Genomic DNA, 23,305 nt, shown 5'->3' with positions numbered 1-23,305 from the left:
CTCTGCACCCTTCGGCTAAGATCTTCTAGCAAGGAACCCAGCTCCATGACGATTAAAGTCACCGACCGGCAAATCGAGAAAGCCAAGGTCTTCCACTCCCTGCATGTCAAGGGGCGTCCCCTTGTCCTGTATAATATCTGGGATGCGGGTGGCGCCAAGGCCATTTCCGATTGCGACGAGAAAGCGGTTGGAACCGGGAGCGCATCAGTTGCAGCTGCCCATGGCTATGGTGATGGCGAGGAAATCCCGCTCGATCTGGTCATGACGATCGTCGAGCGCATTACCGCGACCGTCGATCTGCCAGTGACCATCGATTTTGAAGGGGCCTATGCTCAGACCCCGGAAGGGGTTGCGGAGAATGTCTTGCGTCTGGTTGCTGCCGGAGCCATCGGCTGCAATTTCGAGGACCAGATCATTGGCACCGAAGACCTCTATTCCATCGAGGAGCAGGCCGCACGCATTCGCGCCATCCGCGAAGCAACGGATGCTTTGGGGTTGCCCTTCTTCATCAATGCCCGCTCCGATATCTTTCTGCATGCCCATGATGACAACAAGCACAAGGACCTGATGAGTGAGACCAAGGAGCGCGCCATTGCCTATACCGAGGCTGGCGCTGATGGTTTCTTCGTGCCTTGGCTGCGCGACAGTGACCTGCTGGCTGAGTTGTGTAACGACCTGATTCTACCGGTCAACGCCTTCAAACGGCCGGGCATTGCCTCCAACAAGGATCTGGCCAAACTCGGTATCGCCCGCATCAGCTACGGACCGTCCCCTTACCGTGTGGCGATCGTCGATCTGATCCGGCGCATTCACGAAAAGGACTGAACGGCGTCTTTCCGTCACAACAAAAAAAAGCCCAATCCGCAAGGACCGGGCTTTTTTGATGCATGCAGAAGGCGATCACTTTGATTGGCTGTCAAAACCGACAAGGACCTGCACATTGCGCTCGGACGGCGTCACGATGGCGATACCGCTGTCGACCTTGGCAAACAAAGCGGAACGGTCCGGCGTGTTCAGCGACACCTTGATCTTATGCAGCTTGGAATAAAGGATATTGTCCTGCTGGCGCACAACAATGCGCAGCGGCAATTCGGCTACGGTTTTCTGGGTTGAACGCGGCCCGCCCAGAACGCGTCCGGCAACGCCGACCTTGATGAACATTTCCGCACCCAACATGGCGCATTCGCGGGCTGTCTGGTTGATGACGCCTTGATAGATCAGATTCTGGTCTTTGCTGCCAACACCGCGCTTGTCGAACCGTTGGACCACATTGGTGTCCCCCAGAATGGACACCGAGGGGCAATAGCCGGCAAACTTTTTCGGATTGCTCAGCATCATCCGGGTTGTGTCGTCGACAATTGCGCCCGCATTGGCCGCTTCGGCCTGCGTCATCTCAACGCCATTGGCCGATGATGTTTTCTCGGCTTTGCTGCCAAAGGTCGGCAGGCTCACACCACTGGCACAACCCGCCAGCAGGAGACCCAGGGCGCTGACAGCACCAATTGCGCGAAGTTTGGAAAGGGACACCGGCATTCTCAACTCTTTCTATACTCAAAACCCTGAACTCCATAACAGGAGCCATGCAGACAAGGGCACGTGACGCATTCTTGACCCAGCGAAGGGAAATAGACAAGGTCACGCTGCCAATTCGGCCACTCTTTTAGCATAAAACTGGCAAAAGGCGATGCTTTAGACACATGTCTGCGCCATTTGTCTTTGTTGCTGACTTGACAGAAAGGGGCGCAATGCCCTTGTTATCCTCAAGGGTCAAATCAGCGAGGTTTGCGGAGCCAGTTTCCGATCCGGCCTCATCCGAAAAGAGCCAGCTCGTGCGGGTCAACCAACCGGGCGCAATAGGGAATCAGCAATGACCGAGACAAAGCCACCACTTGATATCTATCTCTGTGCCCCGCGCGGATTCTGTGCCGGGGTGGATCGGGCGATCCAGATTGTCGAGTTGGCCTTGGCAACCTATGGCGCGCCGGTCTATGTGCGCCACGAGATTGTCCATAACAAATTCGTCGTCGAAAGCCTCAAGGCCAAGGGTGCGGTCTTTGTCGAAGAACTGGACGAAGTGCCGGCGACCAAACAGCCCGTGATTTTTTCTGCTCACGGCGTGCCGAAATCCGTGCCGGAAAATGCCCGCGAGCTGAATTTCTTCTATCTCGATGCCACCTGCCCGCTGGTCTCCAAGGTACATAAGGAAGCGATGCTGCATGACAAGCGCGGCCATGAAATCATCCTCATCGGCCATGAAGGCCATCCGGAGGTGATTGGTACCATGGGTCAGTTGGAAGAGGGCGTCGTCAAGCTGATCGAAACCGTCGAGGATGTCGCCGCCTTCGAGCCGCGCGACCCGGACAATCTGGCCTGGATCACCCAGACCACCCTTTCGGTTGATGATACCGCCGACATCATCGCGGCTCTCAAGGATCGGTTTCCCGCCATTACGGGACCGAACAAGAATGATATCTGCTATGCCACCACCAACCGGCAGGAAGCGGTCAAGATCGTTGCGCCGAAGGCCGACGTGATGATCGTTGTCGGTGCACCGAACAGCTCAAACTCCAAGCGCCTGCGCGAAGTGGGCGAACGGGCTGGCTGCCGCCAGTCACTCCTTTTGCAACGGGCCTCCGAGATCGACTGGGACAGTTTGGGGGGCATTTCTTCGGTGGCCATCACAGCGGGTGCTTCCGCTCCGGAAGTGCTGGTTGAAGAGGTGATTGAGGCCTTCCGCGCCCGCTATGATGTGACCCTCGATGTTGTCGTCACGGCCAAGGAAGACATCATTTTCAATATCCCGCGTGAGTTGCGAGAAGCGGCCATTGCCGCCGGTGTGCTGGAAGAAGGACCAAAGGCGGTTGCGGTCAACTGACCGGGCCACCATGCCATTGGAACCGAGGCACACGATCAAGACAACAAGACAGACAAGAAGAAAGAAAGGGACTGCGCATGGCGGTCTATACTGAAGTCAGCGACGAAGAACTCGATGCTTTCGTTAACAGCTACGATATTGGCGCGCTGACCTCCTACAAGGGCATCGCCGAAGGTGTCGAAAATTCCAACTTTCTCGTTCAGACCGAAACCGGTCGCTATATCCTTACGCTCTACGAAAAGCGGGTCAATCCCAATGATCTGCCTTTCTTTCTGGGGTTGAAGGAGCATCTGTCCGAGCATGGCATCAATTGCCCGACGCCTTTGCGCAATCGACAGGGCAAGAGCCTTGGTCATCTGGCCGGGCGCCCTGCAGCCATGGTCACCTTCCTTGATGGCATGTGGGTGCGTCGCCCCAATGTCGATCACTGCGAACAGCTGGGTGTCGCGATCGCCAACATGCATGCGGCAGCGGCCGATTTTGAATTGACCCGTGAAAATGCCCTGTCGGTTTCCGGCTGGCGTCCGCTTTTTGCCATGTGTGCCGACCGTGCCGATTCGGTGGAAGCCGGGCTGAAGGCCGAAATCGCTGCAGAGCTCGACTTCTTTGAAGCCAACTGGCCGACCGATTTGCCCAAGGGCGTGATCCATGCGGATCTGTTCCCGGACAATGTGTTCTTCCTGCGCAATCAGCTCTCAGGCCTGATCGACTTCTATTTTGCCTGCAATGATCTGCTGGCCTATGATCTGGCCATTTGCATCAATGCTTGGTGCTTCGAGCCTGACGACATGTTCAATGTCACCAAGACCCGAGCCCTCTTGAAAGGCTACCAGTCGGTGCGCCCCCTGACCGAGGCGGAGCATAAGGCAATTCCGCTGCTCGCCCGCGGTGCGGCTCTGCGTTTTCTGCTGACCCGGCTTTATGACTGGCTGACCGTACCGGAAGGTGCTCTGGTTGTGCCGAAGGATCCGCTGGAATATCTCAAGAAGCTGCGCTTCCATCGCTCGATCCGGTCGTCTGCCGATTATGGCATCGGGATCTGAGCAAAGCGGCAAGCCCGATATCATCAAGAGGGTATGATCAACATGGCGTGATCATGCCCGCTCTTGTCTCGTGCGGTCTTGGTACGATATAGAGGAGGGGAGGACAATCCCCTATCTTTATCAAGCCGCTCTGCCTGCGCCTTTGGAGCGGGTCGAGACGGAAGCAGACAGGCAAAGGGACTGAAGCGATGAGCAGTTGTGGCACCGGCACCAAAGCCAAGGATGATCCATTCCTCTTTCGCAATCATTTCCCACTGCCGGTGCGTGTCATGGTCGGTTTGTTCGGCCTTGTTCTTTGGCTTCTGCCCTATTCCCTGCTGATTGCCCCGCAATGGAACCATTTCAGCTGGTTGTTGATCCCCTTTGGCCTGATCGGTGTGGCCGGGGCTGTCGGAGGCGGCTTGTTCATTGTCTCGTCACTGATTGGCGAAGCACGCGAAACCCGCCTTGATCTGGTCTGCCAGCAACTGGTTCAGACCTCGCGGGACTGGCTGCTGAGGCGCCATGAGGAACGGGTGCCATTCGCCGATATTTCGATCATCGAGCTGCGTAAACCGGCTTGGGCAAGAGACGAAGAAATCTTTTCCATTCACGCCATGCGGGACGACGGCACCATGTTGCCCGCCTTCGGGGCCTTTCCCTCCCAGCAGGAAGCCGAAAAGATCACCACCCTGATGGGGCATCGTCCCAACGGCCTGTCAGCGCTAGATCAGAACTGGACCAAGGCCGAGTTGGCGGCACTCAAGCGCTCGATGGAAGCACAGACCGCTCGATCCTCTTGTGGCACCTGTTCGCCCGGCGGCATGCCCAAAGACGGCCCTTTGCTGCATTAGGCCCGCGGCCAAGCCGACGCAGGGCAGGCCTTATTCCGGCAAAGCATCAAAACAACGAACCGTGTCGCGTTTCTCGCTCCAGTCTGGGCGCGACGCAACAAAGATCTGGGCATCGGGAGCGCGCGTGATCGGGGTGTCGAGGCTGCCTGCAGGTATCTGCCACTGCCCGATCGCCTCGTGGAAATGCGGTAGAGGGGATCCACAGCAAGAACAGAAACTGCGCGCATTGTTGCTGTCCGGCAGCTGATAGCTTTTCACATGCTCCTGACCCGAAAGCCAATCAACGGCTCCATCCTTGATGAAAAGATTGGCGCCGTGGGCTGAGCCACTGGCCTTCTGGCATCGATGGCAGTGGCAGAGATAAAAGCCTGCAATCGTCCCGCTGACGCCAAAGGCAACTGCTCCGCACAGACATGTCCCTGAAAGACGTTCCCTTTGATCCTCTTTCATGACGGTTCCTCCCATGGTCAAATGAAAAAGGCCTCACAGGGAGGCCTCTTAAAGTGATGCGTCAAACAGCTTTGAATATCATTTCAACTGGCTGAACCCGGCCTGAAAGCCATTCAGGTCAATCGGGATTCCGATGCCTTCTTCCGGGGTCTGGAAAACAATGAAGGTGGCTGTCTTGCCCTGTCCGAGCAGGGAAACCAGCTTGTCATCCATGATGACCTCAGCGATGCAGCCCTGCGGCAGACAACGAACGAAGCCCGCGCGGCCCACATCGGTTGCGTCCACCTTCAGGCCCAAACCATGCGGCAGCAATACGCCCAGAGGGGTGAGAACCCGCAGGATCCGTGCTGATTTGTCAGCGGTTTTCAATACGATCACCGTCAGACCGACATTGTCGCGATCCGATGCGGTCACATATTGCATCAAGGCACATTGCTCGGAAGGGGCACCCGGAGGGGTGTCGCAGCGGATTTCCCAATCACCATGAACCGAGCGCACAGCCCCCTGTGCCTCAGCCGGACCGACCGACAGACCGGAAGCGGCAATTGCCGCCAGACAGGTTACAAGGGCCATCGACAGGCCAAACGGTGCCCGGAGCACCTGCTTGATCGAGGTTAGAAAAGGCTCGCGCTTGGATCTCATAGGGAACGCACCATGAAGTTTTGCCCAACGATGGGCCGTGAAACAGCTGTATCAGACTAATTGCCTGATTCGTCAAAGCGATGCTGCAATTTTGCGTGGAGCCGCCTCTCTAACCCCCAATTATGGCAAGAAAACATTGGGGATAATGATAATTTAGGTTCACAAATAGGGGAAAACCCGGATAGGAAGTTCGTGGAATTCATTAATGATCATTGGGAAGTGTGTCATGTTGTCGCACTAATTTCCTATCTCTAGAGGTTGCGACAGACGGTCGCATGTGCCTCTATAGATATAATTTGATCTGGATCAATAGGGTGGTCCGAACAAAGACCGGAAACCGGATATCGGCTGAGCTGGATCTGGAAAACACCAAGCGGTTGCTTCAGTCACCCGACGCAGAACACTAACGCAAGACTTGACCGGACCTGCCCATGAAAGTGCGGGTCTATGTCGGGATCGCAAGATCTTCGCAATGACCAAAGCGAAGCAAAAGGGAGGATCAAGGACGTGTTGATCGCCAAACGTCTTACCAAGGCCAACAAGATGGCATGTCAGCTTGGCCAAAAAATCGGTCTGAATGCAATGGCTGCCATCATGGCGCTGGTTGCTGCATTGCAGTTCGGCAGCAACCGTGCCCAGGCGGCTCAGCCGACCCCATGGGGCATTAATCTGCAAGAGTCTGCGTCCACCGTGATGGACGACATCCACTGGTTCGGCAATTTTACATTCTGGATCATCGGCGTAATTGTCGTCTTTGTGGCAGCTTTGTTGGCCATCGTCCTTCTGCGCTTCAATACCAAGGCCAATCCGACCCCGTCCAAGACCTCGCATCACACCTTGATCGAAGTGGTCTGGACCGTGGTGCCGATCCTGATCCTGCTGGTACTGGCAGTCCCATCCTTCCGCCTGCTGTATAAGCAGATGGAAATTCCGGCCGCCGACCTCACCGTCAAGGTAACCGGTTACCAGTGGTACTGGGGTTATGAATATCCGGACAGCGAGGCTGTTTCCTTCGACTCGATCATGCTCAATGACGAGGAGCGTGCCGAAAAAGGCACCAGCGAGCCGCGCCTTCTGGCCGTCGACAATGAGATGGTCGTGCCAGTCGGCAAGATCGTTCGCCTTCAGATCACCTCCGCTGATGTGATCCATTCCTACGCCATGCCTGCGTTCGGTGTGAAAATGGACGCCGTGCCGGGGCGCTTGAACGAATCCTGGTTCAAAGCCGACCGGGAAGGCATCTATTACGGCCAGTGTTCGGAACTGTGCGGCAAGGACCACGCTTTCATGCCACTGGCTGTGCGCGTTGTCTCCCAGGAGCAATATGACGCCTGGCTGGCCGCCGCCGCTGACGATGTTGAAGAAGCCAACAAGACGCTTCGGGCATCGCTCTCCACCCAATCCAATCTGAAACTCGCCGCGCAGTAAGCGCTGGAAGCTAAGGGAGCAAAGACCATGTCCTCAACGGCTGCCCATGATGCGCACCACACGCCAACCGGCTGGCGGCGCTGGGTTTATTCGACCAACCACAAAGATATCGGCACCATGTATCTGATCTTCGCCATTATGGCAGGTCTGATCGGCGGCGCCCTGTCTGGTGGCATTCGTCTCGAATTGCAGGAACCCGGCCTGCAATATTTCTCCAACCCGCATATGTTCAACGTCTTCACCACCGGTCATGGCCTGATCATGATCTTCTTCATGGTGATGCCTGCGTTGATCGGCGGTTTCGGCAACTGGTTTGTGCCGATCATGATCGGGGCGCCTGACATGGCATTCCCACGCATGAACAACATCTCTTTCTGGCTGCTGCCACCATCCTTCGCGCTGCTGATCATTTCGCTGTTCGTTGAAGGTCCATCTGGTGCCAATGGCTTCGGTGGTGGCTGGACCGCTTACCCACCGCTCTCCAGCGCCGGTCCTGGTGGCCATCCTGGTCCTGCGATGGATTTTGCGATCCTGTCGCTGCACGTTTCCGGTGCGTCGTCCATTCTTGGGGCGATCAACTTCATCACCACCATCTTCAACATGCGTGCGCCGGGCATGACCCTGCACAAGATGCCTCTGTTTGCATGGTCGGTGCTGGTCACTGCCTTCTTGCTGCTTCTGTCTCTGCCAGTCTTTGCCGGTGCCATCACCATGCTGCTGACCGACCGTAACTTCGGCACCAGCTTCTTCAATCCGGCCGGTGGCGGTGATCCGATCCTCTATCAGCATCTGTTCTGGTTCTTCGGCCATCCGGAAGTGTATATCCTGATCTTGCCGGGCTTCGGCGTGGTCTCTCACATCGTGTCCACCTTCTCCAAGAAGCCGATCTTTGGCTATCTCGGCATGGCCTATGCCATGGTTGCCATCGGCGTCGTCGGCTTCATCGTCTGGGCCCACCACATGTATACGGTTGGTCTTGATGTCGACACGCAGGCCTACTTCCTGTTTGCCACGATGGTGATTGCGGTTCCGACAGGGGTGAAGATCTTTTCCTGGATTGCCACCATGTGGGGCGGCTCCATCACCTTCTCAACGCCAATGCTCTGGGCTGTCGGCTTCATTTTCCTGTTCACCATCGGTGGTGTGACGGGTGTGCAGCTGGCCAATGCGGGCCTCGACCGCGCATTGCACGACACCTACTATGTGGTTGCCCACTTCCATTATGTGCTCTCGCTCGGTGCCGTCTTCGCGATCTTTGCGGCCTGGTACTACTGGTTCCCGAAAATGTTCGGCTACATGTATAACGAGCTCTATGGCAAGCTGCATTTCTGGATCATGTTTATCGGCGTCAACCTGATCTTCATGCCACAGCACTTCCTTGGCCTGCAGGGTATGCCGCGCCGGTATGTCGACTATCCGGATGCTTATGCCGGTTGGAACGCCATCTCGTCCTATGGCTACTACATCACCATGGTGGCCGTTGCCTTCTTCCTGTTCGGTGTCTTCGAAGCTTTCGCCAAAAAGCGCAAGGCCGCAGACAACCCATGGGGTGAAGGGGCAGACACCCTTGAATGGCAGCTGTCTTCGCCACCGCCATTCCACCAGTGGGAAGAGTTGCCACGCATCAAGTAAGAGCCGCTTGTTCAACTGGCTCGATACGATCAGGGATCGCCACTGGCGGTCCCTCCGAATCCCGAAACAATATGCCCGGATCACGCGGTCCAACGGCACACCAGACGGGGTTCTATTCAAGGGAGTTTGAAGACCATGACCATTGTTGACCAGACCAATGACACCGCAGCCCTTGGGGCAACTGACCTTGCGCGCGCCGATTTCGGTGGAGCGGAAGTGCGCGATTATATCGCGCTGTTGAAACCGCGCGTCATGTCTCTGGTGGTCTTCACGGCCTTTGTAGGGCTGGCCATCGCGCCGGGCCATCTCCATCCGCTCGAAGCTTTCATTGCCATTGCCTGCATTGCCATTGGCGGCGGTGCCTCTGGCGCGCTTAACATGTGGTATGATGCCGATATCGACCGCATCATGAAGCGCACCGCCAATCGCCCGATCCCCGCTGGCCGCATCACGCCGGGCGAAGCGCTGAGCTTTGGCCTGACCCTGTCTGTCGCCTCGACCCTGATGCTCGGTCTGCTGGTCAACTGGCTGGCGGCGGGCGTGCTGGCCTTCACCATCTTTTTCTATGCCGTTGTCTATACCATGTGGCTGAAGCGCTCCACACCGCAGAATATCGTGATTGGTGGTGCAGCTGGTGCTTTCCCTCCGATGATCGGCTGGGCCGCGGTCACGGGGTCAGTGACGCTGGAATCCATCACTCTGTTCCTGATCATCTTCATGTGGACGCCGCCCCATTTCTGGGCCTTGGCGCTGATCAAGAATGACGATTACAAGAATGCTGGCGTGCCGATGCTGCCAGTAGTGGCAGGCGAAGCGGTGACCCGCTCGCAGATCCTGCTTTATTCGCTGGTGGTGGCACCGCTTGGCATGGTGCCTGCCGCTCTAGGCTTTGCCGGCCTGACCTATGCCATCCTGTCGGGCGTGCTCGGGGCCTTGTTCCTCTTGGCTGCCTTGCGGGTTTATCGCAACCGGGAAGGGGCGCTGGCGCGCAAGTCCGCTGGCCAGATGTTCGCTTTCTCCATCCTGTATTTGTTTGCGCTCTACGCCACCTTGCTGGCTGAGCATTTGCTGGGACTGTCCATGCTGCCTGCGCTGCTCTAGCGCGAGAGCGAGACATTCATCCCGATAAGGAGATCTGACATGACCGAGATCGTTGAAACAATCCATCTGACCGAAGATCAGAAGAAACGCCGCAACAAGCGTTCCCTTGCAATTGCCCTGAGTCTGGGCGCGCTTGTGGTGCTGTTCTACTCCATCACGCTGGTCAAAATGGGCGCTGAGGTGCTGAACCGCCCGATGTAGCTGGGCACCTTGAAGCAAGGAAACATCCCATAAACAAGATCGACGGTAACAAGCAAGATCAGCGGTAACACGAATGAGCGAACAGACAAAAGAGACGAAACAAGCAGATCCGGGCCAAACAAACCCGGACAAGGCCAACAAGCGTCTCGCCTATGGTCTCGTCATTTTTGTTGGCTGCATGATCGGCATGGCCTATGCCTCCGTACCGCTTTACCGGATTTTCTGTCAGGTAACCGGATATGGCGGCACCACCCAGACCGCTGAAGTCGAGGCTGACGGGGTGATCGACCGCAAGATCACGGTTCGTTTTGACGCCAACGTGGCGGGCGGCCTGAATTGGGATTTCAAACCCCTCGATAAACCCGTAACACTGAATGTCGGCGAGACCGCGCAGATCGCCTATCAGGTGGTCAATCATGCCTCAGTGCCAACCGCAGGCACTTCGACCTTCAATGTTACCCCCGCTGCCGCCGGCATCTATTTCAACAAACTGGAATGCTTCTGCTTCACTGAACAGACGGTGGCAGCAGGCGGCACTGTCGACATGCCTGTGGTGTTCTTTGTCGATCCTGACATCGATAATGACCCGCAAATGAAATCAATAAAAACCATCACCCTGTCCTACACCTTCTTTCCAGATGAGAAAGAAACGGCCGCGTTCGCCAAGGATCGCGCTCGGCCCGAGGTGAAGACGGGCGGATAAATATCAGACAATGCGGCGCTGCGCGCCCAATTGACATCAGGAGCTTGGGAGGACCCAAACATGGCTGAGGCTCATACCAAAAACCACGACTATCACATTATCGATCCTAGCCCGTGGCCTTTCATCGGCTCGATTTCGGCCTTTGTGATGGCCATCGGCGCAATCACCTACATGCACGAAATTCTGCCGATTTGGCTGTTTCTCGTCGGTGTATGTGGTGTTCTCTACACCATGATTGGCTGGTGGGGCGATGTGATCAAGGAATCCCATCAGGGTCACCATACCCCGGTGGTTCAGCTGCATTTGCGCTATGGCATGATCATGTTCATCGCCTCTGAGGTGATGTTCTTTGTTGCCTGGTTCTGGGCCTTCTTCGATGCGAGCCTGTTTGCCGGGGAAACCCAGCAATATCTGCGTGCAGAATATACCGGTGGCGTTTGGCCGCCTGCAGGCATTGAGGTGATTGATCCATGGCACCTGCCTTTGTTCAACACCCTGCTTCTGTTGACCTCAGGCACCACGGTCACATGGGCGCATCACGCATTGCTCGAGAATGATCGTGAAGGCCTGAAATGGGGCCTGATCCTGACCGTCCTGTTGGGCGCTGTGTTCACCGCAGTGCAGGTCTACGAATATGCTGTTGCTCCATTCGCCTTCAAGGAAAGCATCTATGGCGCGACCTTCTTCATGGCCACCGGCTTCCACGGCTTCCACGTCTTTATCGGGACGATCTTCCTGATTGTTTGCTTGGTGCGGGCGCTGAAGGGTCACTTCACCACCGACAAGCATTTTGGTTTTGAAGCAGCTGCCTGGTATTGGCACTTTGTGGATGTGGTCTGGCTGTTCCTGTTCGTCTCCATCTATCTGTGGGGCAATGCAGGTGGTGTGATCGCCCACCACTGATCCAATCGGATGGAAAAATTCAAGGGTGGCCGTCGGTCACCCTTTTTTGTTTGATAGCAGATGGTTTGATGGCAAAAACAAACTGGGCCGGAAAAACAAACTGGGCCGGAACAAAAAACTCGGCTGAAGCGGGAAGGATCAGCAGATGGCAGAGCAAACTGGCAGTCTTTGGAAAACGGCCTTGCGTGGCCGCTGCCCCCGTTGTGGTGAGGGCAGGCTCTATGATGGCTTCTTGCAGGTCGCTGATCATTGCGACCATTGTGGTCTGGACTATGGCTTCGCTGACAGTGGCGACGGACCGGCCGTGTTCGTGATCATGATTGTCGGCTTTCTTGCCACCGGCGGCGTGCTTTATACCGAATTCACCTATGAACCACCCCTTTGGCTACTGGTCTCTATCTGGGGACCGCTCACGGTAATCCTGTGCCTCTCATTCCTTTATTGGTTGAAGGGCGCATTGATTGGCCAGCAATATCTGACCAAGGCCGAGCAGGGACAACGAGAAGGGCAGGGCCACAAAGATCAGGGCTGAAATAGCAGGCTGACAAAGGCTGGCACAATATGCACCCAGCCGAACAATGAAGTCAGGAAGCTCAATGCCCCCATCGCGAACAGCGAAATGATGTTGAAGCCGACAATCACCAGCAGTCCGGTTCTCTGCCAGGCCCGGCAGTAAAAGGCATAGGTGAGATTGAGGCTGTTGATCATCATGATCACCGGCAGAGCCACCCAGAGCTGACGCAAATCAGGCCCGAACAGTCCGATCAGCCCAACCAGCAGATGAACACCCAGAGGGAAAAAAAGGTTCAGGGCAAAAAAGCGAAAAGCATAGCTGTCGGTCTTGAGTTTCATTGCAGGCTCTTGTCCTATGGCAGAGTTTTGTGAGCTTGTTTAGCACGACCCGAGGAGAGATGCGTGGCCAAATCCATCAATAGACCGTCCTTTTGGATTTTTTGCCTCTGTGCTCTGGCCGCCTTTGCCATTCTCATCTCACTGGGCAACTGGCAGGTCCGCCGATTGGCTTGGAAAGAACAGCTGATTGCTGACGTCAACAGCCGAGTTGCGAGCCAACCCATCACCGCACCCGGACCGAAAGAATGGGACAAGGTCACCAGAAGCAGCCATGTCTATCAGCCGGTCACGGTCAGTGGACACTATGACCATAGCCGCGAAGTGCATGTCTGGTTTGCCCTTGGCAAGCCGCAGGGGGGCACTTATGCCGGACCGGGATACTTCATTCTAACCCCCTTCAGAACCGCAGCTGGATGGGACGTGATCGTCAATCGCGGCTTCGTACCCGATCCCTTGAAAGAACCAACCAGCCGTCCCGACACGTTGGTGACCGGAGAGCTGACCCTGACCGGACTGATGCGATTTGATGAGCCCAAAAACTGGAACAGCCCGGCTGCCGATAAGGTCAAGAATGTCTGGATCGTCCGGCAAGTTTCTGAAATGGCCGCTTATTTGGGCTTATCCAAGGAGCAGACTGCACCCTATTGGGTTGATCTGACGAAGGGGCAAGGTGTTGACGGTTTGCCACAGGGGGGCGAAACCCGGATCACCTTCACCAACTCCCATTTGCAATATGCTCTGACCTGGTTCGGACTGGCAGGCGTGCTGGTGCTGGTCTTCGGGGTCTGGCTGGTCCGCACCGTGCGTGCAACGCCCTCTCGGGCCGAACCGGAATCTGAGTAAAAAACTGTAGGCATAAGTGATGGGCCAGCCATTGACCTTCGCCCTCGTAGGGTCCATGTCTGTGGCGCTGCCAGACCCATTGGCCGCAGATCCCGCCTATCCGACTGCAAGGAACTTGTTGAATGCTGGTACTCTTTGATTTCGACGGAACGCTCGTCGACTCTGAATATCTCTGGGCACAGGCCACCGTTGAAGTGTTGGCTGAAGAAGAGATGGAAATGACAATCGAGGATTTTTCCAGCAGTTATGCGGGCATGCGCCACGAGGAAATCATTCCCAAGCTTGAAGAGGAATTCGAGCGCGGCATCCCCCACGATATCGTTCAACGGGTCGAGGATCGGGCCATGCTCAAGATTGAGAAGGTCGAGGCACTTGCCGGTGCGCACGAGATGCTCGACCAGCTCGACTATGCCCGTTGCATCTGTTCCAACAGCTCTTCGGAAGATCTGGAAACCAACATGCGGCGCACCGATCTGTGGGATCGCTTCCGCCCCTATGTCTATTCATCCATTGAAGTGGGCACCAAGGCCCCCAAGCCTGACCCGAATGTCTTCCTTCATGCGGCAACCATTCTGGATGTCGATCCGAAGGATTGCATCGTTATTGAAGACAGTTTTCACGGCACAAAGGCAGGTGTCAGTGCCGGCATGCGGGTGATCGGTTTCATTGGCGGCGGCCATACCTATCCCGGCCATGGGGAGCATCTGATGGATGCGGGTGCGCAAACCGTTGTGCGCCGTCTGGCGGACCTGCCCGCCACGATTGAAGCCCTTAAAAACTGGCATGACGAGCAATCCGGGTGATCGGGTCCTGTTTTGGGCCTTTGTGCATATGACCTGTGTCCCATGCATGGGCGGTTCCGCTATTCCGGCGGGAGCGCCCTTTTCTTTTGCTTTGGGTGCGAGGTCTGTTGGTTTGAGGCCGTGTCGATAAGGCATCCTTAACCATACCGTATCAAATCCCATGCAGGACTGACCAAAAAGAGATTGTGCATTTCAAACTTTACGATTTGTGAATGCAAGTTTGATCATCTGGCCCGTGGGCGATCTGGGGGGCAGTTCCAGTCTTATGGGGAAGCAAATATGATCAAAAGAGGGTCTTGCTGCGCGCGACACGGCGCACTTCTTTCTTTCTTGATGTTGATAGGCATCGCAGCAACGGCCTTGTGCGTGGACGATGCGTCTGCGCGCATGTTGCCCGAACCAACGGGTAAGGTCATTCTGACCATTTCCGGCAAGCTTTCCCACCACAATGGCAAAGGCGAGGTGCGCCTCGATCGCGCAATGCTACAGCAGATCGGGATGCACGAACTCAAAACCCGCAGCTATGCGTCGACCAAGTCGTCCATCTGGCGTGGTGTGCTGATGCGAGACCTGCTGGCCTATGTTGGCGCCAAGGGCACGGAAATCGAAGCCATTGCACTCGACAATTACCGGATGACGATCCCGCGCGACGACTTTGACAAATATGATGTGATTCTGGCGATGGAGAATGATGGCAAGCAACTGTCTGTGCGCACCCGTGGTCCAACCCGTCTCATCTATCCCTATGACCAGTACGAGGAGTTGCGGACTCATGATTCCGGCATGCGGCTTGTCTGGCAGCTTTCCAGAATGGTGGTCCGATGAAGACGCACCTTAAAGTTCTCGCTTTTATCTACATGGTCTCTGTCGTCATTCTGTTGGCGCTTGAATTCTCACAATTCAAGAAAGTCGACAAGTTGCGCGCGGAGATCGGAGAAAGCCACCGTTTGATTTCAGGTCAGGACGAAGGGGTTCGACTTGAACTGGACTACCGCAGATTTCGTGATCGCTTATATTCCTATGTTCGGATGTCCGGGCATGAGACGGCGTCTGGTGGCAACCGGACCAGCCATGACGACGTTCTGGTGGCGTTTGACATTTTCTGGAGCCGTGTGTTCCAAATCAACTCGGCAACCGTCGGTCTGGAAGATGAACAGGTGCGGAATCTCGAGCCAATCCTGAATGGTCTCAAGCGCACCATGCGCCAGATCGAGCCCTATGTTCAGAATCTCGAACCGGGGGACCTCGACAAGCAGGCAATCATTAGCAAGCGACTTGATCCCTATGGGGCAATCCTCAACAATGCCGCCGCGAAAATCAGCCACCTCAAAAGGCTTCGGGCCGTCGAGTTGCAAGATCGCCTTGAAACCGTGCTGATGTCGATGGACAATCTGCTGACCACTTCCGCACTCGGGGCCGGGCTTCTGCTTTCCCTGTTCGGTGCGGAGGCCTATCGCGCCCGGCGTGAAGAACGCAAAACCCGAACGCGAGAGGCGCGGGTGCGGTTTCTCGCAGAACATGACCCACTGACCGGACTGGCCAATCGCGCCTTTCTCAATCAGAAAATGTGCCAATATATGCGCGATGCTGACGAGGATGGGCAAGGTTTCCACCTGTTGCTGCTGGATCTCGACAAGTTCAAGAATGTCAACGATACCTACGGCCACCCGATGGGGGATCGGTTGCTGAAAAAGGCGGCGGCGCGGCTGCTGCGGATTTTTGCTTCGACAGATGACATTGTGGCGCGACTGGGTGGTGATGAGTTTGCCATTCTGACCAAGTCGAGCACCAAACAGGCCGCTGCCCTGTCGCTCAAGGTTATCGATGCGCTTTCCGCGGTCTTCACCTTCGGCGATCTGGAAGTGCGCATTTCCACCTCGATTGGGATTTCCAGCTTTCCCAGCTTGTCGGGCTCATCCGACGACTTGATGCGCGATGCGGATCTGGCGCTTTACGCTGCCAAGAATAATGGCCGGGCGACCTATCGTTTCTATGAGCGCGATATGGGGGTTGCCATTCAGCATCGCATGCAGCTCGAAGCCGATTTGCGGCGGGCGATGCTGCACGAAGATGGCGGTCTTGAAGTTTACTACCAGCCGCAGGTCAATCTGGCCGAACAATCGAGCCATGCCATCGAGCATCATGAATGGCAGATCACGGGAGCCGAGGCGTTGGTGCGTTGGTTCCATCCCGAACGCGGCCATATTCCACCGATGGAATTTATCGAGATCGCCGAAGAAGCGGGCATCATTGATGATCTGTCCGACTGGATCATCCGTCAGGCCTGTGACGACGCGGTTCAGTGGCATCAGGCTGGTCACAGGATCAATCTGTCGGTCAATCTGTCACCGCTGCAGCTCAACAATCCCAATCTGCCAAACGAGATTCTGTCTCATCTGGATCAGTGCGGCTTTGACCCCAACTATCTGACGCTGGAAATCACCGAAAGCGCTGATGTGCAGGACACCAAGGCCGCCGCCCGGATGCTTTCAACGCTGGCCGATCGGGGCATTTCGCTGGCAATGGATGACTTCGGCACTGGATATTCCAATCTTGGCTATCTCAACAGCCTGCCGCTCAACATCCTGAAAATCGATCGCAGCTTCATTTCTGGCATCGAGCAGGGGGGCGAGAATTGCAAACTGGTGCTCGGCGTCATCAATCTTGCCCATGGCATGGGTCTCAAGGTCGTTGCAGAAGGCATCGAAACCGAGGAACAGCTGGCATTCCTGAGAGATCAGAACTGCACCATCGGGCAAGGCTATCTGTTCGGTCGGCCGGTGAACAAGCTCAAAATGTTCTCTCGGCTCAGACATCAGCGCCTCAGCGAGCCACGCGCTCAGATTCGCTGCATCGCCTGACGGCACGGCAAGACGCATAAAGACAAAGAAAAAGGCCTTTCCGATCACCCGGAATGGCCTTTTTCATGGTTGATCTGGCGTGTAAGCCTATTCTTGTTCGGCAACAAAGGCCTTGTAGGCGTCGGCATCCATCAGGCCTTCGAGCTGCCCGGCATCGCCCACCTTCATCTTGAGGAACCATGCGTCGCCTTCAGCGTCGCTGTTGACCTTGGAGGGGTCCTCTTCCAAACCTTCATTCACTTCGGTAACTTCGCCATCGATCGGGGCATAGACTTCTGAGGCCGCCTTGACGCTTTCGACAACAGCGGCTTCATCGCCCTGGCTCATGCTGGCGCCCACCTCAGGCAACTCAACAAACACCACATCACCAAGCTGGCTCTGGGCATAATCGGTGATCCCGATGGTGGCGATGTCGCCTTCAACGGAAATCCATTCATGGTCTTCGGAATAATAGGTGCTCATTGATCAGGTCCCTCTTGGATCTTCAAACTGTCTGGGGATGGATGCCGCATCCCCGATAAAAGGTGTTGGATGGGGTAATTTATGGTTTGCGAACATAGCGCTGTGGAACAAACGGCATGGCGGCCACTTCCGCTTCAAGCAGACGCTTGCGCACCTGCAGCTGAACCTTGCAACCTGCCTGCGCAAAGGCCGGGGTGACATAGCCCATGGCGATTGGCTGCTGCAGGCTCGGGGCAAAGCCGCCGGATGTCACCACACCGATTGCATTGCCATCCATGTCGAGAATCTCTGCGCCTTCGCGAGCAGGGGCCTTGCCAAGGATCGACAAACCAACGCGAATGCGCGATGGGCCTTCAGAGAGGCCCTTGAGAATGCGTGCTTCACCGGGGAAGCCCCCTTCCTCGCGGCGGCGCTTCTGAATGGCCCAGCCAAGATCAGCTTCCGCCGGGTCAGTGTTGGTATCGAGGTCATGACCATAAAGGCAAAGCCCGCTCTCCAGACGAAGGCTGTCGCGGGCACCAAGACCGGCCACTTCCACCTCTGGCTCATTGAGTAGAAGGCGAGCAAGACGCTCGGCGTCGGCTTCATCGCAGGACAGCTCGAACCCGTCTTCACCTGTATAGCCACAGCGCGAAATCACTACCTCAATGCCATCAATGACATCGGTTGTGTGAGACATGAAGGTGAGTGCGTCAGCCTTGGTGGAATGGCGGGCCAGTGCATCAACGGCCTTTGGCCCCTGAATGGCAATCAGAGCCTTGTTCGGCAATGGCGTGAGGGTCACATCTTGCGGCAGTTTGGCTTCCAGATGGGCATAGTCGCCCTCTTTGCAGGCGCCATTGACCACCAGCATCAAAGTGCCATCAAGGGCAGGATCTTCCGGGCGCGTCACGATGAAGTCATCAATGATGCCGCCGTCCTCATTCAGCAGAACGCTATAGCGCATCCGCCCAAGGCCAAGTTTGGTGAAGGCAGACGGGGTCAGGGCTTCCAGCGCCCGAGCGGTGGTTTCGTGATCCGGCCCAACCAGCAGAGCCTGTCCCATATGGGAGACATCGAACAGGGAGGCCTGTTCACGGCAATGCAAATGTTCGGTCATAATGCCCGCCGGATAGCGAACGGGTAGGGCATAGCCAGCAAAATCGACAAGCGTTCCGCCCAGCTCGACATGCAAATCATAAAGGGGTGTCTTCTTGGCAGCGGACAAGTCGGCCATCTCTCACCTCATAGTCTGGCGCGCGCATTTGGCAGCGCTCGGGGTTGCACGGGTGCATTGGCCTTTCGCACTATCGCGAACAGCTTTTGCATCGGTGCCTCCTCTGTCCCAGAACCTGAGAGATTTCCCATGGCCCGCAAGCGGGAGGCATGGTTGCTTCCTTCGGTGAGCCCAGAACCCGAACCGGGCTCATGACTGCTTTCCAGAGTGTCGCTGGTCGGGCGGTCCCTTGTGCCTGAGAGTTTCCGAGGCGGTTGCTCCTTCGGCGGCGTCTGGGCGGTGCGATATCCGCGCCAAAAGCGCTCTCCCGCTGACCTTTATTTCCCGCCCAAACCCTCACGAAAGGGGAAAGACGGAACCAGAATTGCGACAACAATCCTGTCCCGACAAGGTGCGTGGCGAGGAGGACAAAGTCAAGCAGCAAAAGGCGATAAAGCCGCGCTTCTTGGGGGTATTGCGGCCAGCTGGGCCGGTTGCTGCGGGGGCGCAAACACACATTTCCCCAATAGCTGCCCGTTTTTCGACCGCAGCCAGCCGCGATTTCGGCTATAGAGACACTATGTTGTATGAACGCCCCACCGATGACAGCCTCTATCAGGCTCTGCTGGACCGTGATCCCGCCTTTGACGGACGCATCTTTGTTGCGGTTCGCTCAACCGGAATTTTCTGTCGCCTGACCTGTCCTGCCCGCAAGCCGAAACGGGAAAATTGCAGTTTCCATGAGAGTGTTTCGACTTGCCTGCAGGAAGGCTTTCGCCCCTGCAAACGGTGCCATCCTCTTAGTGCAGGTGGGGATCCGGATCCACTCATTGATCAATTGCTCACTGCCCTTCAGGCCGACACCAGTCGCCTCTGGCGCGAAGGCGACATTGCCCGCCTGGGGCTGGATCCTTCCACCGTTCGCCGCACATTCAAGCGCCGCTTCGGCATGACCTTTCTGGAAATGGCCCGCATCTCCCGTCTGCGCGACAGTTTTCAAGCCCTGTCCGATGGCGACCGGGTGATCGATGCACAACAGGCTGCGGGATTTGAGTCGGCCTCTGCCTTCCGACAGGCTTTTGCCCGGCTGATTGGGCTAAAGCCGTCAGACTTCAAAGCGGACGCCATGCTGAAAGCCGACTGGATCGACACGCCGCTGGGGGCGATGATCGCGGTCAGTGACGCGTCCCATTTGCATTTGCTGGAATTTGTCGGCCGCAAGGCTCTGCCGACCGAGCTAAGGGCGCTATTCAAGGCCACTAAGGGAAGTCTCGGCTTTGGCAGCACCGCTCCCACCGAACGCATCGCGCAGGAATTGGAGGCCTATTTCAGCGGCAAGGCGGCTCATTTCAGCACACCACTTGCCTATCACGGCACGCCTTTCACCCGTGCGGTCTGGGATGCCTTGAGACAAATCCCTGCTGGCGACACCCGAACCTATGGGGCGCTGGCGGCCTCTTTGGGAAAACCCGACGCCGTGCGGGCTGTGGCCCGCGCCAACGGAGCCAACCAGATTGCCATCGTCGTGCCTTGCCACCGGATCCTCGGCGCCGACGGCAGCCTCACAGGCTACGGTGGTGGCCTCTGGCGTAAGCAAAAGTTGATCGAACTCGAGCAGGGCTATCGCAGCGCCTGATCTGTTTGACCCAATGATTAGGCCCGTTTTTCCGCCAGCACCAGATGGCCATAGATCGGCTTGCCCTCATCGGTGCGGACAATGATCATCTGGAAATGCTTCACATCCATGCCATTCGCATCAAGCAAGGCCCGGACATAGCGTTCCGAATGGGCAAAGCGCTGAAGGCGTCCTACCTTATAGGAGGCGTCACCAAACTCGTCTTCCGGCAGAGTTTCTGACGAGAAGGCAAACAGACCCTTGGTATCGAGACAGCGCCCAACATGATGGAATTTCTCGTCCAGCTCGCCCAGATAAGGCAGCACATCAGTCGACACGATCAGGTCCCAGCCACCTTCCTCGCCGGTGCCGTCATCTTCAATGTCGCGCAAAAACTCGACCACGTCGCCTGCATAGAGATCGTCATAGACTTCCTTGTCATAGGCTTCGTCCAGCATGCCGGTTGAAATGTCGACGCCGATCATGTTGTCGACCTTCTCCGCCATGGCAATGCCGGTTAACCCGGTGCCGCAGCCCAGATCAAGCATCCGGGTAAAACGGCGCTCTGGCTGATATTGGACGATCATCTCGCGCACCATCATCGGCACCGCATAGCCCAGATCATCAACGAGGATTTTCTCGAACGCCGCCGCGTGCTGATCGAACAGGGTGGCGACATAGGCAACCGGTGCCTTGTCGGGCTGTGGCCCCAACCCCATTGCTGCCAGTCGAACTGAGGCGCCTGCATGATCATCCGGGTCTATGGTCAGGGCTTGCCGATAGGCCTCTGCCGCTTCGGCCTTCTGCCCCGCCTTTTCCAACTCCAGCCCACGATTATAGGCTTCCGCGAGGGCGTCTGTGTCGATTTCGCTCATGATCATTCTGCCTGCTATGAATATGGCAGAAGCTCTACACGGCAAGTGTAAAAAGGTCCAGTCAGAATGACAGGCTCCAATGGCGCGTGGCTTGAAACCTGCCCAACCTCTGGCTAGATAAACTGAACCAATTGAGATTCGCCAACCCTCGTTGCCCTCGACGCCCGCAGCGCCTATGGCGCGAGGACGCGAAATCCTGACCATGTCGCCCGCAGCGCGATTAGCGCGAGGACGCGAAACCTTAAGATGAAGCCGCCAAGAGTGAAGCAAGGACGTTAAAATGAGCACAGTCACGATCTATACAGACGGAGCCTGTTCTGGAAATCCGGGGCCGGGCGGCTGGGGGGCTTTGCTGACCTTTGGTGAGCATGAAAAGGAATTGTGCGGTGGAGAGGCCGAGACCACCAACAACCGGATGGAATTGCAGGCGGCGATCGAAGCGCTGAATGCCCTCAAGCGCGCCTGTGAGGTCGATCTTTGGACTGACAGCCAATATGTCAAAGGCGGCATCACTGGCTGGATCCACGGCTGGAAGAAAAATGGCTGGAAGACTGCCAACAAGAAACCGGTGAAGAATGCCGAGCTCTGGCAGGCCTTGGACGAAGCGTTGAAACGGCACAAGGTCAATTGGCACTGGGTTAAGGGGCATGCGGGCCATGAAGGCAATGAGCGGGCGGATGAGCTGGCCCGTCGTGGCATGGCACCCTTCAAGGCTGGACGCAGCTGACAAAAGCTTGGGGCTAGCCCCAAAAGAAAAGGGTGGAACCCGCGAAGGGCTCCACCAGTGAGGTCGTGTGAGATCAAGCTGTTCGGAATTTCTGAAAGGCTGACACAATTGGGGGACTGATCAGCCTTTCAGGGTTTTGTAGGGCGCACAGACCCTTGCCTGTCCGGTTCATCCTGAACCGCTCAGACAAGGGGCCGCGCGAGACCGTCTCTCCCAGATGGGGATGCCAGGAGAGGATGGTCAACTTCTTGCAATCGTCTTCAAGCCGTTGGTGTGGCCGGGCAATCAGCCACGCGTTGCGATGATGGACATCCGGCGGATATCCGCTTTGGCGAATGTGCGCACATCCTGCATCTTGGAACAGAATTCGATGCCCATCTTGTCGCCGTTCTTCCAGATAACCTTGGCGTCGGCCAATGTGCCTTCCTTGCGATTGAGCAGGGAAAACTCGTTGGGGAGGGCGCAGTTCGGGTCGAGCGTTATTTGCATGCCGTGGCTGCTCTCGTTGCGAATGACGCAATCAAGGCTGATCGCGAAATTGTTATAGAAGACCTTGCCACCTTTCAGGACGCGCTGGCGATCTTCCGTGCGGCGTTCCGGTGTGTGTGTCACTGTTTAAATCCCCCTGAATGCTCGGCTGGCCGGATCCTGCGTCGCGCGGACCGTTTCCACCGATGCGTCCATCATTACGGATCCGGAGAGGCCGGACCGCATTTGATTTGAATTTTATCAATTTCCGATTGCGTCTGCACGGGAGAAGTGATTCGGAGGTTAATTAAAGGTTAATGACGGCAGTGTTCCGTGTGGACACTATTTTTTGCTTCAAAGTTTCAATGTCTTAAAATGGTTTATGGGTTATTTTCCATGTTTCTGAGCAGTGAAGAATAAAAATGACCACACCGCGCGCGAGGCAATTGAGCGGCAAAAAAGAATCTCCGTACTTGTCCTGAGAAATCAAAAACAGATTAGTTAAAAGAGGAACAAATAAAGTACGAATTGGGGATAAGTGAAGGGAAGCCCAAAATGCGAAATAGGTGGAAAAATTGCCCCGCGTCAATCTTGACTCGCAAGGATAGTCGAAGAGTCAGAGGCTTATCGCATCGCACATTGGGGATATGTGGAAAGCCAAAAAAAGGCTTGTCAGCTTACCGCGAAAAGAACGTTAAAGAATCGTTTCCTAATCCGCACAGCCTTGCCAGACTAGCGCCAGATGCAGACAAAGCGCGGATGTCTGATCGAGGCAACCTATTTCTGGTTTCGA

The 23,305-nt window shown here is 56.2% G+C and carries 25 protein-coding genes and 1 riboswitch; of the genes, 17 read left to right on the top strand and 8 right to left on the bottom strand.

Annotation, left to right across the window (positions count from 1 at the left end; translation table 11 throughout):
- The first annotated feature begins 45 nt into the window (after window positions 1-45).
- Window positions 46-825, top strand: a complete 780-nt coding sequence (locus FDK21_RS13125) for an isocitrate lyase/phosphoenolpyruvate mutase family protein (RefSeq protein ID WP_114009753.1) — start codon at window positions 46-48, stop codon at window positions 823-825.
- Between the two features lie 75 nt (window positions 826-900).
- Here FDK21_RS13125 and FDK21_RS13120 read toward each other — a convergent pair whose 3' ends face one another.
- The gene (locus FDK21_RS13120; RefSeq protein WP_114009754.1) at window positions 901-1,533 is read right to left on the bottom strand and encodes a hypothetical protein; all 633 of its coding nucleotides are present in this window, start codon (window positions 1,531-1,533) and stop codon (window positions 901-903) included.
- Between the two features lie 334 nt (window positions 1,534-1,867).
- On the opposite strand from FDK21_RS13120, the gene ispH reads away from it, so the two are divergent.
- From ispH to FDK21_RS13105, 3 genes are all read left to right on the top strand, one after another.
- The gene (gene ispH / locus FDK21_RS13115) at window positions 1,868-2,875 is read left to right on the top strand and encodes a 4-hydroxy-3-methylbut-2-enyl diphosphate reductase (RefSeq protein ID WP_138148931.1); all 1,008 of its coding nucleotides are present in this window, start codon (window positions 1,868-1,870) and stop codon (window positions 2,873-2,875) included.
- A gap of 77 nt (window positions 2,876-2,952) precedes the next feature.
- A complete protein-coding gene (locus tag FDK21_RS13110) occupies window positions 2,953-3,918 on the top strand; it encodes a homoserine kinase (RefSeq protein WP_114009756.1) in 966 nt (321 codons plus the stop codon).
- Window positions 3,919-4,106: 188 nt separating this feature from the next.
- Complete coding sequence (locus FDK21_RS13105; protein WP_114009757.1) at window positions 4,107-4,751, top strand: hypothetical protein; 645 nt, start codon at window positions 4,107-4,109, stop codon at window positions 4,749-4,751.
- 30 nt (window positions 4,752-4,781) lie between these two features.
- Here the strand turns inward: FDK21_RS13105 and FDK21_RS13100 are convergent, their stop codons facing one another.
- Both FDK21_RS13100 and FDK21_RS13095 read right to left on the bottom strand, forming a co-directional pair.
- Window positions 4,782-5,201 carry a GFA family protein gene (locus FDK21_RS13100; protein ID WP_114009758.1) on the bottom strand — a complete coding sequence of 140 codons (420 nt, stop codon included), beginning with the start codon at window positions 5,199-5,201 and terminating at the stop codon, window positions 4,782-4,784.
- A gap of 78 nt (window positions 5,202-5,279) precedes the next feature.
- Entirely contained in the window at window positions 5,280-5,774 is a 495-nt protein-coding gene (locus FDK21_RS13095) for an invasion associated locus B family protein (RefSeq protein WP_114010388.1), read from the bottom strand.
- Window positions 5,775-6,425: 651 nt separating this feature from the next.
- Between FDK21_RS13095 and coxB the strand changes: the two genes are divergently transcribed.
- The 7 genes from coxB to FDK21_RS13065 all read left to right on the top strand — a co-directional run bounded on the left by coxB (window position 6,426) and on the right by FDK21_RS13065 (window position 12,343).
- Window positions 6,426-7,271, top strand: a complete 846-nt coding sequence (coxB, locus tag FDK21_RS13090; RefSeq protein WP_171022082.1) for a cytochrome c oxidase subunit II — start codon at window positions 6,426-6,428, stop codon at window positions 7,269-7,271.
- Between the two features lie 27 nt (window positions 7,272-7,298).
- The gene (gene ctaD / locus FDK21_RS13085; RefSeq protein ID WP_138148929.1) at window positions 7,299-8,903 is read left to right on the top strand and encodes a cytochrome c oxidase subunit I; all 1,605 of its coding nucleotides are present in this window, start codon (window positions 7,299-7,301) and stop codon (window positions 8,901-8,903) included.
- 135 nt (window positions 8,904-9,038) lie between these two features.
- A complete protein-coding gene (gene cyoE / locus FDK21_RS13080; RefSeq protein ID WP_138148927.1) occupies window positions 9,039-10,004 on the top strand; it encodes a heme o synthase in 966 nt (321 codons plus the stop codon).
- Between the two features lie 39 nt (window positions 10,005-10,043).
- The gene (locus FDK21_RS20655) at window positions 10,044-10,205 is read left to right on the top strand and encodes a hypothetical protein (RefSeq protein ID WP_171022075.1); all 162 of its coding nucleotides are present in this window, start codon (window positions 10,044-10,046) and stop codon (window positions 10,203-10,205) included.
- 73 nt (window positions 10,206-10,278) lie between these two features.
- Window positions 10,279-10,908: a cytochrome c oxidase assembly protein gene (locus FDK21_RS13075; RefSeq protein ID WP_114009761.1), complete on the top strand. Its 630-nt coding sequence runs from the start codon at window positions 10,279-10,281 to the stop codon at window positions 10,906-10,908.
- A 60-nt stretch (window positions 10,909-10,968) separates the two neighbouring features.
- Window positions 10,969-11,811, top strand: a complete 843-nt coding sequence (locus FDK21_RS13070; protein ID WP_114009762.1) for a cytochrome c oxidase subunit 3 — start codon at window positions 10,969-10,971, stop codon at window positions 11,809-11,811.
- A 145-nt stretch (window positions 11,812-11,956) separates the two neighbouring features.
- Window positions 11,957-12,343, top strand: a complete 387-nt coding sequence (locus FDK21_RS13065) for a DUF983 domain-containing protein (RefSeq protein ID WP_138148925.1) — start codon at window positions 11,957-11,959, stop codon at window positions 12,341-12,343.
- Here the strand turns inward: FDK21_RS13065 and FDK21_RS13060 are convergent.
- A complete protein-coding gene (locus tag FDK21_RS13060; protein ID WP_114009763.1) occupies window positions 12,334-12,663 on the bottom strand; it encodes a hypothetical protein in 330 nt (109 codons plus the stop codon). The two genes, FDK21_RS13065 and FDK21_RS13060, sit on opposite strands and share 10 nt — an antisense overlap.
- Window positions 12,664-12,726: 63 nt before the next feature.
- On the opposite strand from FDK21_RS13060, the gene FDK21_RS13055 reads away from it, so the two are divergent.
- The 4 genes from FDK21_RS13055 (at window position 12,727) to FDK21_RS13040 (ending at window position 17,170) form a co-directional block, all read left to right on the top strand.
- Window positions 12,727-13,506 (top strand): SURF1 family protein, encoded by a 780-nt coding sequence (locus FDK21_RS13055; RefSeq protein WP_138148923.1) that lies wholly within the window; start codon window positions 12,727-12,729, stop codon window positions 13,504-13,506.
- 122 nt (window positions 13,507-13,628) lie between these two features.
- Window positions 13,629-14,309 (top strand): HAD family phosphatase, encoded by a 681-nt coding sequence (locus FDK21_RS13050; protein ID WP_138148921.1) that lies wholly within the window; start codon window positions 13,629-13,631, stop codon window positions 14,307-14,309.
- Between the two features lie 366 nt (window positions 14,310-14,675).
- Complete coding sequence (locus FDK21_RS13045) at window positions 14,676-15,134, top strand: molybdopterin-dependent oxidoreductase (RefSeq protein WP_171022074.1); 459 nt, start codon at window positions 14,676-14,678, stop codon at window positions 15,132-15,134.
- The gene (locus tag FDK21_RS13040) at window positions 15,131-17,170 is read left to right on the top strand and encodes a bifunctional diguanylate cyclase/phosphodiesterase (RefSeq protein ID WP_138148917.1); all 2,040 of its coding nucleotides are present in this window, start codon (window positions 15,131-15,133) and stop codon (window positions 17,168-17,170) included. Before FDK21_RS13045 ends, FDK21_RS13040 begins: the two co-directional genes overlap by 4 nt.
- 87 nt (window positions 17,171-17,257) lie before the next feature.
- Here the strand turns inward: FDK21_RS13040 and gcvH are convergent, their stop codons facing one another.
- Window positions 17,258-17,632, bottom strand: a complete 375-nt coding sequence (gene gcvH / locus FDK21_RS13035) for a glycine cleavage system protein GcvH (protein ID WP_114009768.1) — start codon at window positions 17,630-17,632, stop codon at window positions 17,258-17,260.
- Between the two features lie 79 nt (window positions 17,633-17,711).
- Window positions 17,712-18,848 (bottom strand): glycine cleavage system aminomethyltransferase GcvT, encoded by a 1,137-nt coding sequence (gcvT, locus tag FDK21_RS13030; protein WP_138148915.1) that lies wholly within the window; start codon window positions 18,846-18,848, stop codon window positions 17,712-17,714.
- A 212-nt stretch (window positions 18,849-19,060) separates the two neighbouring features.
- A riboswitch (glycine riboswitch) is annotated at window positions 19,061-19,168 on the bottom strand.
- A 239-nt stretch (window positions 19,169-19,407) separates the two neighbouring features.
- Here gcvT and FDK21_RS13025 point away from each other — a divergent pair.
- Window positions 19,408-20,463 carry a trifunctional transcriptional activator/DNA repair protein Ada/methylated-DNA--[protein]-cysteine S-methyltransferase gene (locus tag FDK21_RS13025; RefSeq protein WP_138148913.1) on the top strand — a complete coding sequence of 352 codons (1,056 nt, stop codon included), beginning with the start codon at window positions 19,408-19,410 and terminating at the stop codon, window positions 20,461-20,463.
- Window positions 20,464-20,480: 17 nt separating this feature from the next.
- Here the strand turns inward: FDK21_RS13025 and FDK21_RS13020 are convergent, their stop codons facing one another.
- Complete coding sequence (locus FDK21_RS13020) at window positions 20,481-21,323, bottom strand: methyltransferase (RefSeq protein WP_138148911.1); 843 nt, start codon at window positions 21,321-21,323, stop codon at window positions 20,481-20,483.
- Window positions 21,324-21,597: 274 nt separating this feature from the next.
- On the opposite strand from FDK21_RS13020, the gene rnhA reads away from it, so the two are divergent.
- A complete protein-coding gene (gene rnhA / locus FDK21_RS13015) occupies window positions 21,598-22,044 on the top strand; it encodes a ribonuclease HI (protein WP_138148909.1) in 447 nt (148 codons plus the stop codon).
- A 285-nt stretch (window positions 22,045-22,329) separates the two neighbouring features.
- Here the strand turns inward: rnhA and FDK21_RS13010 are convergent, their stop codons facing one another.
- Window positions 22,330-22,656: a PilZ domain-containing protein gene (locus FDK21_RS13010; RefSeq protein WP_138148907.1), complete on the bottom strand. Its 327-nt coding sequence runs from the start codon at window positions 22,654-22,656 to the stop codon at window positions 22,330-22,332.
- Between the last annotated feature and the right edge of the window lie 649 nt (window positions 22,657-23,305).

Source organism: Cohaesibacter sp. CAU 1516, assembly GCF_005771485.1.
Classification (GTDB): Bacteria; Pseudomonadota; Alphaproteobacteria; order Rhizobiales; family Cohaesibacteraceae; genus Cohaesibacter; species Cohaesibacter intestini.
The sequence above is the reverse complement of the archived record's forward strand: the minus strand, read 5'-3'. Positions and strand labels throughout refer to the sequence as shown.

Bases quoted from the DNA above. Each gene is read 5' to 3' on its own strand.
- cyoE (WP_138148927.1), top strand. From the start codon at position 9,039: ATGACCATTGTTGACCAGACCAATGACACCGCAGCCCTTGGGGCAACT.
- FDK21_RS13125 (WP_114009753.1), top strand. From the start codon at position 46: ATGACGATTAAAGTCACCGACCGGCAAATCGAGAAAGCCAAGGTCTTC.
- FDK21_RS13060 (WP_114009763.1), bottom strand. From the start codon at position 12,663: ATGAAACTCAAGACCGACAGCTATGCTTTTCGCTTTTTTGCCCTGAAC.
- ispH (WP_138148931.1), top strand. From the start codon at position 1,868: ATGACCGAGACAAAGCCACCACTTGATATCTATCTCTGTGCCCCGCGC.
- FDK21_RS13075 (WP_114009761.1), top strand. From the start codon at position 10,279: ATGAGCGAACAGACAAAAGAGACGAAACAAGCAGATCCGGGCCAAACA.
- FDK21_RS13050 (WP_138148921.1), top strand. From the start codon at position 13,629: ATGCTGGTACTCTTTGATTTCGACGGAACGCTCGTCGACTCTGAATAT.
- FDK21_RS13100 (WP_114009758.1), bottom strand. From the start codon at position 5,201: ATGAAAGAGGATCAAAGGGAACGTCTTTCAGGGACATGTCTGTGCGGA.
- FDK21_RS13025 (WP_138148913.1), top strand. From the start codon at position 19,408: ATGTTGTATGAACGCCCCACCGATGACAGCCTCTATCAGGCTCTGCTG.
- FDK21_RS13120 (WP_114009754.1), bottom strand. From the start codon at position 1,533: ATGCCGGTGTCCCTTTCCAAACTTCGCGCAATTGGTGCTGTCAGCGCC.
- FDK21_RS13095 (WP_114010388.1), bottom strand. From the start codon at position 5,774: ATGGCCCTTGTAACCTGTCTGGCGGCAATTGCCGCTTCCGGTCTGTCG.
- gcvH (WP_114009768.1), bottom strand. From the start codon at position 17,632: ATGAGCACCTATTATTCCGAAGACCATGAATGGATTTCCGTTGAAGGC.
- rnhA (WP_138148909.1), top strand. From the start codon at position 21,598: ATGAGCACAGTCACGATCTATACAGACGGAGCCTGTTCTGGAAATCCG.
- gcvT (WP_138148915.1), bottom strand. From the start codon at position 18,848: ATGGCCGACTTGTCCGCTGCCAAGAAGACACCCCTTTATGATTTGCAT.
- FDK21_RS13020 (WP_138148911.1), bottom strand. From the start codon at position 21,323: ATGATCATGAGCGAAATCGACACAGACGCCCTCGCGGAAGCCTATAAT.
- FDK21_RS13110 (WP_114009756.1), top strand. From the start codon at position 2,953: ATGGCGGTCTATACTGAAGTCAGCGACGAAGAACTCGATGCTTTCGTT.
- FDK21_RS20655 (WP_171022075.1), top strand. From the start codon at position 10,044: ATGACCGAGATCGTTGAAACAATCCATCTGACCGAAGATCAGAAGAAA.
- ctaD (WP_138148929.1), top strand. From the start codon at position 7,299: ATGTCCTCAACGGCTGCCCATGATGCGCACCACACGCCAACCGGCTGG.
- FDK21_RS13105 (WP_114009757.1), top strand. From the start codon at position 4,107: ATGAGCAGTTGTGGCACCGGCACCAAAGCCAAGGATGATCCATTCCTC.
- FDK21_RS13070 (WP_114009762.1), top strand. From the start codon at position 10,969: ATGGCTGAGGCTCATACCAAAAACCACGACTATCACATTATCGATCCT.
- coxB (WP_171022082.1), top strand. From the start codon at position 6,426: ATGGCTGCCATCATGGCGCTGGTTGCTGCATTGCAGTTCGGCAGCAAC.
- FDK21_RS13040 (WP_138148917.1), top strand. From the start codon at position 15,131: ATGAAGACGCACCTTAAAGTTCTCGCTTTTATCTACATGGTCTCTGTC.
- FDK21_RS13065 (WP_138148925.1), top strand. From the start codon at position 11,957: ATGGCAGAGCAAACTGGCAGTCTTTGGAAAACGGCCTTGCGTGGCCGC.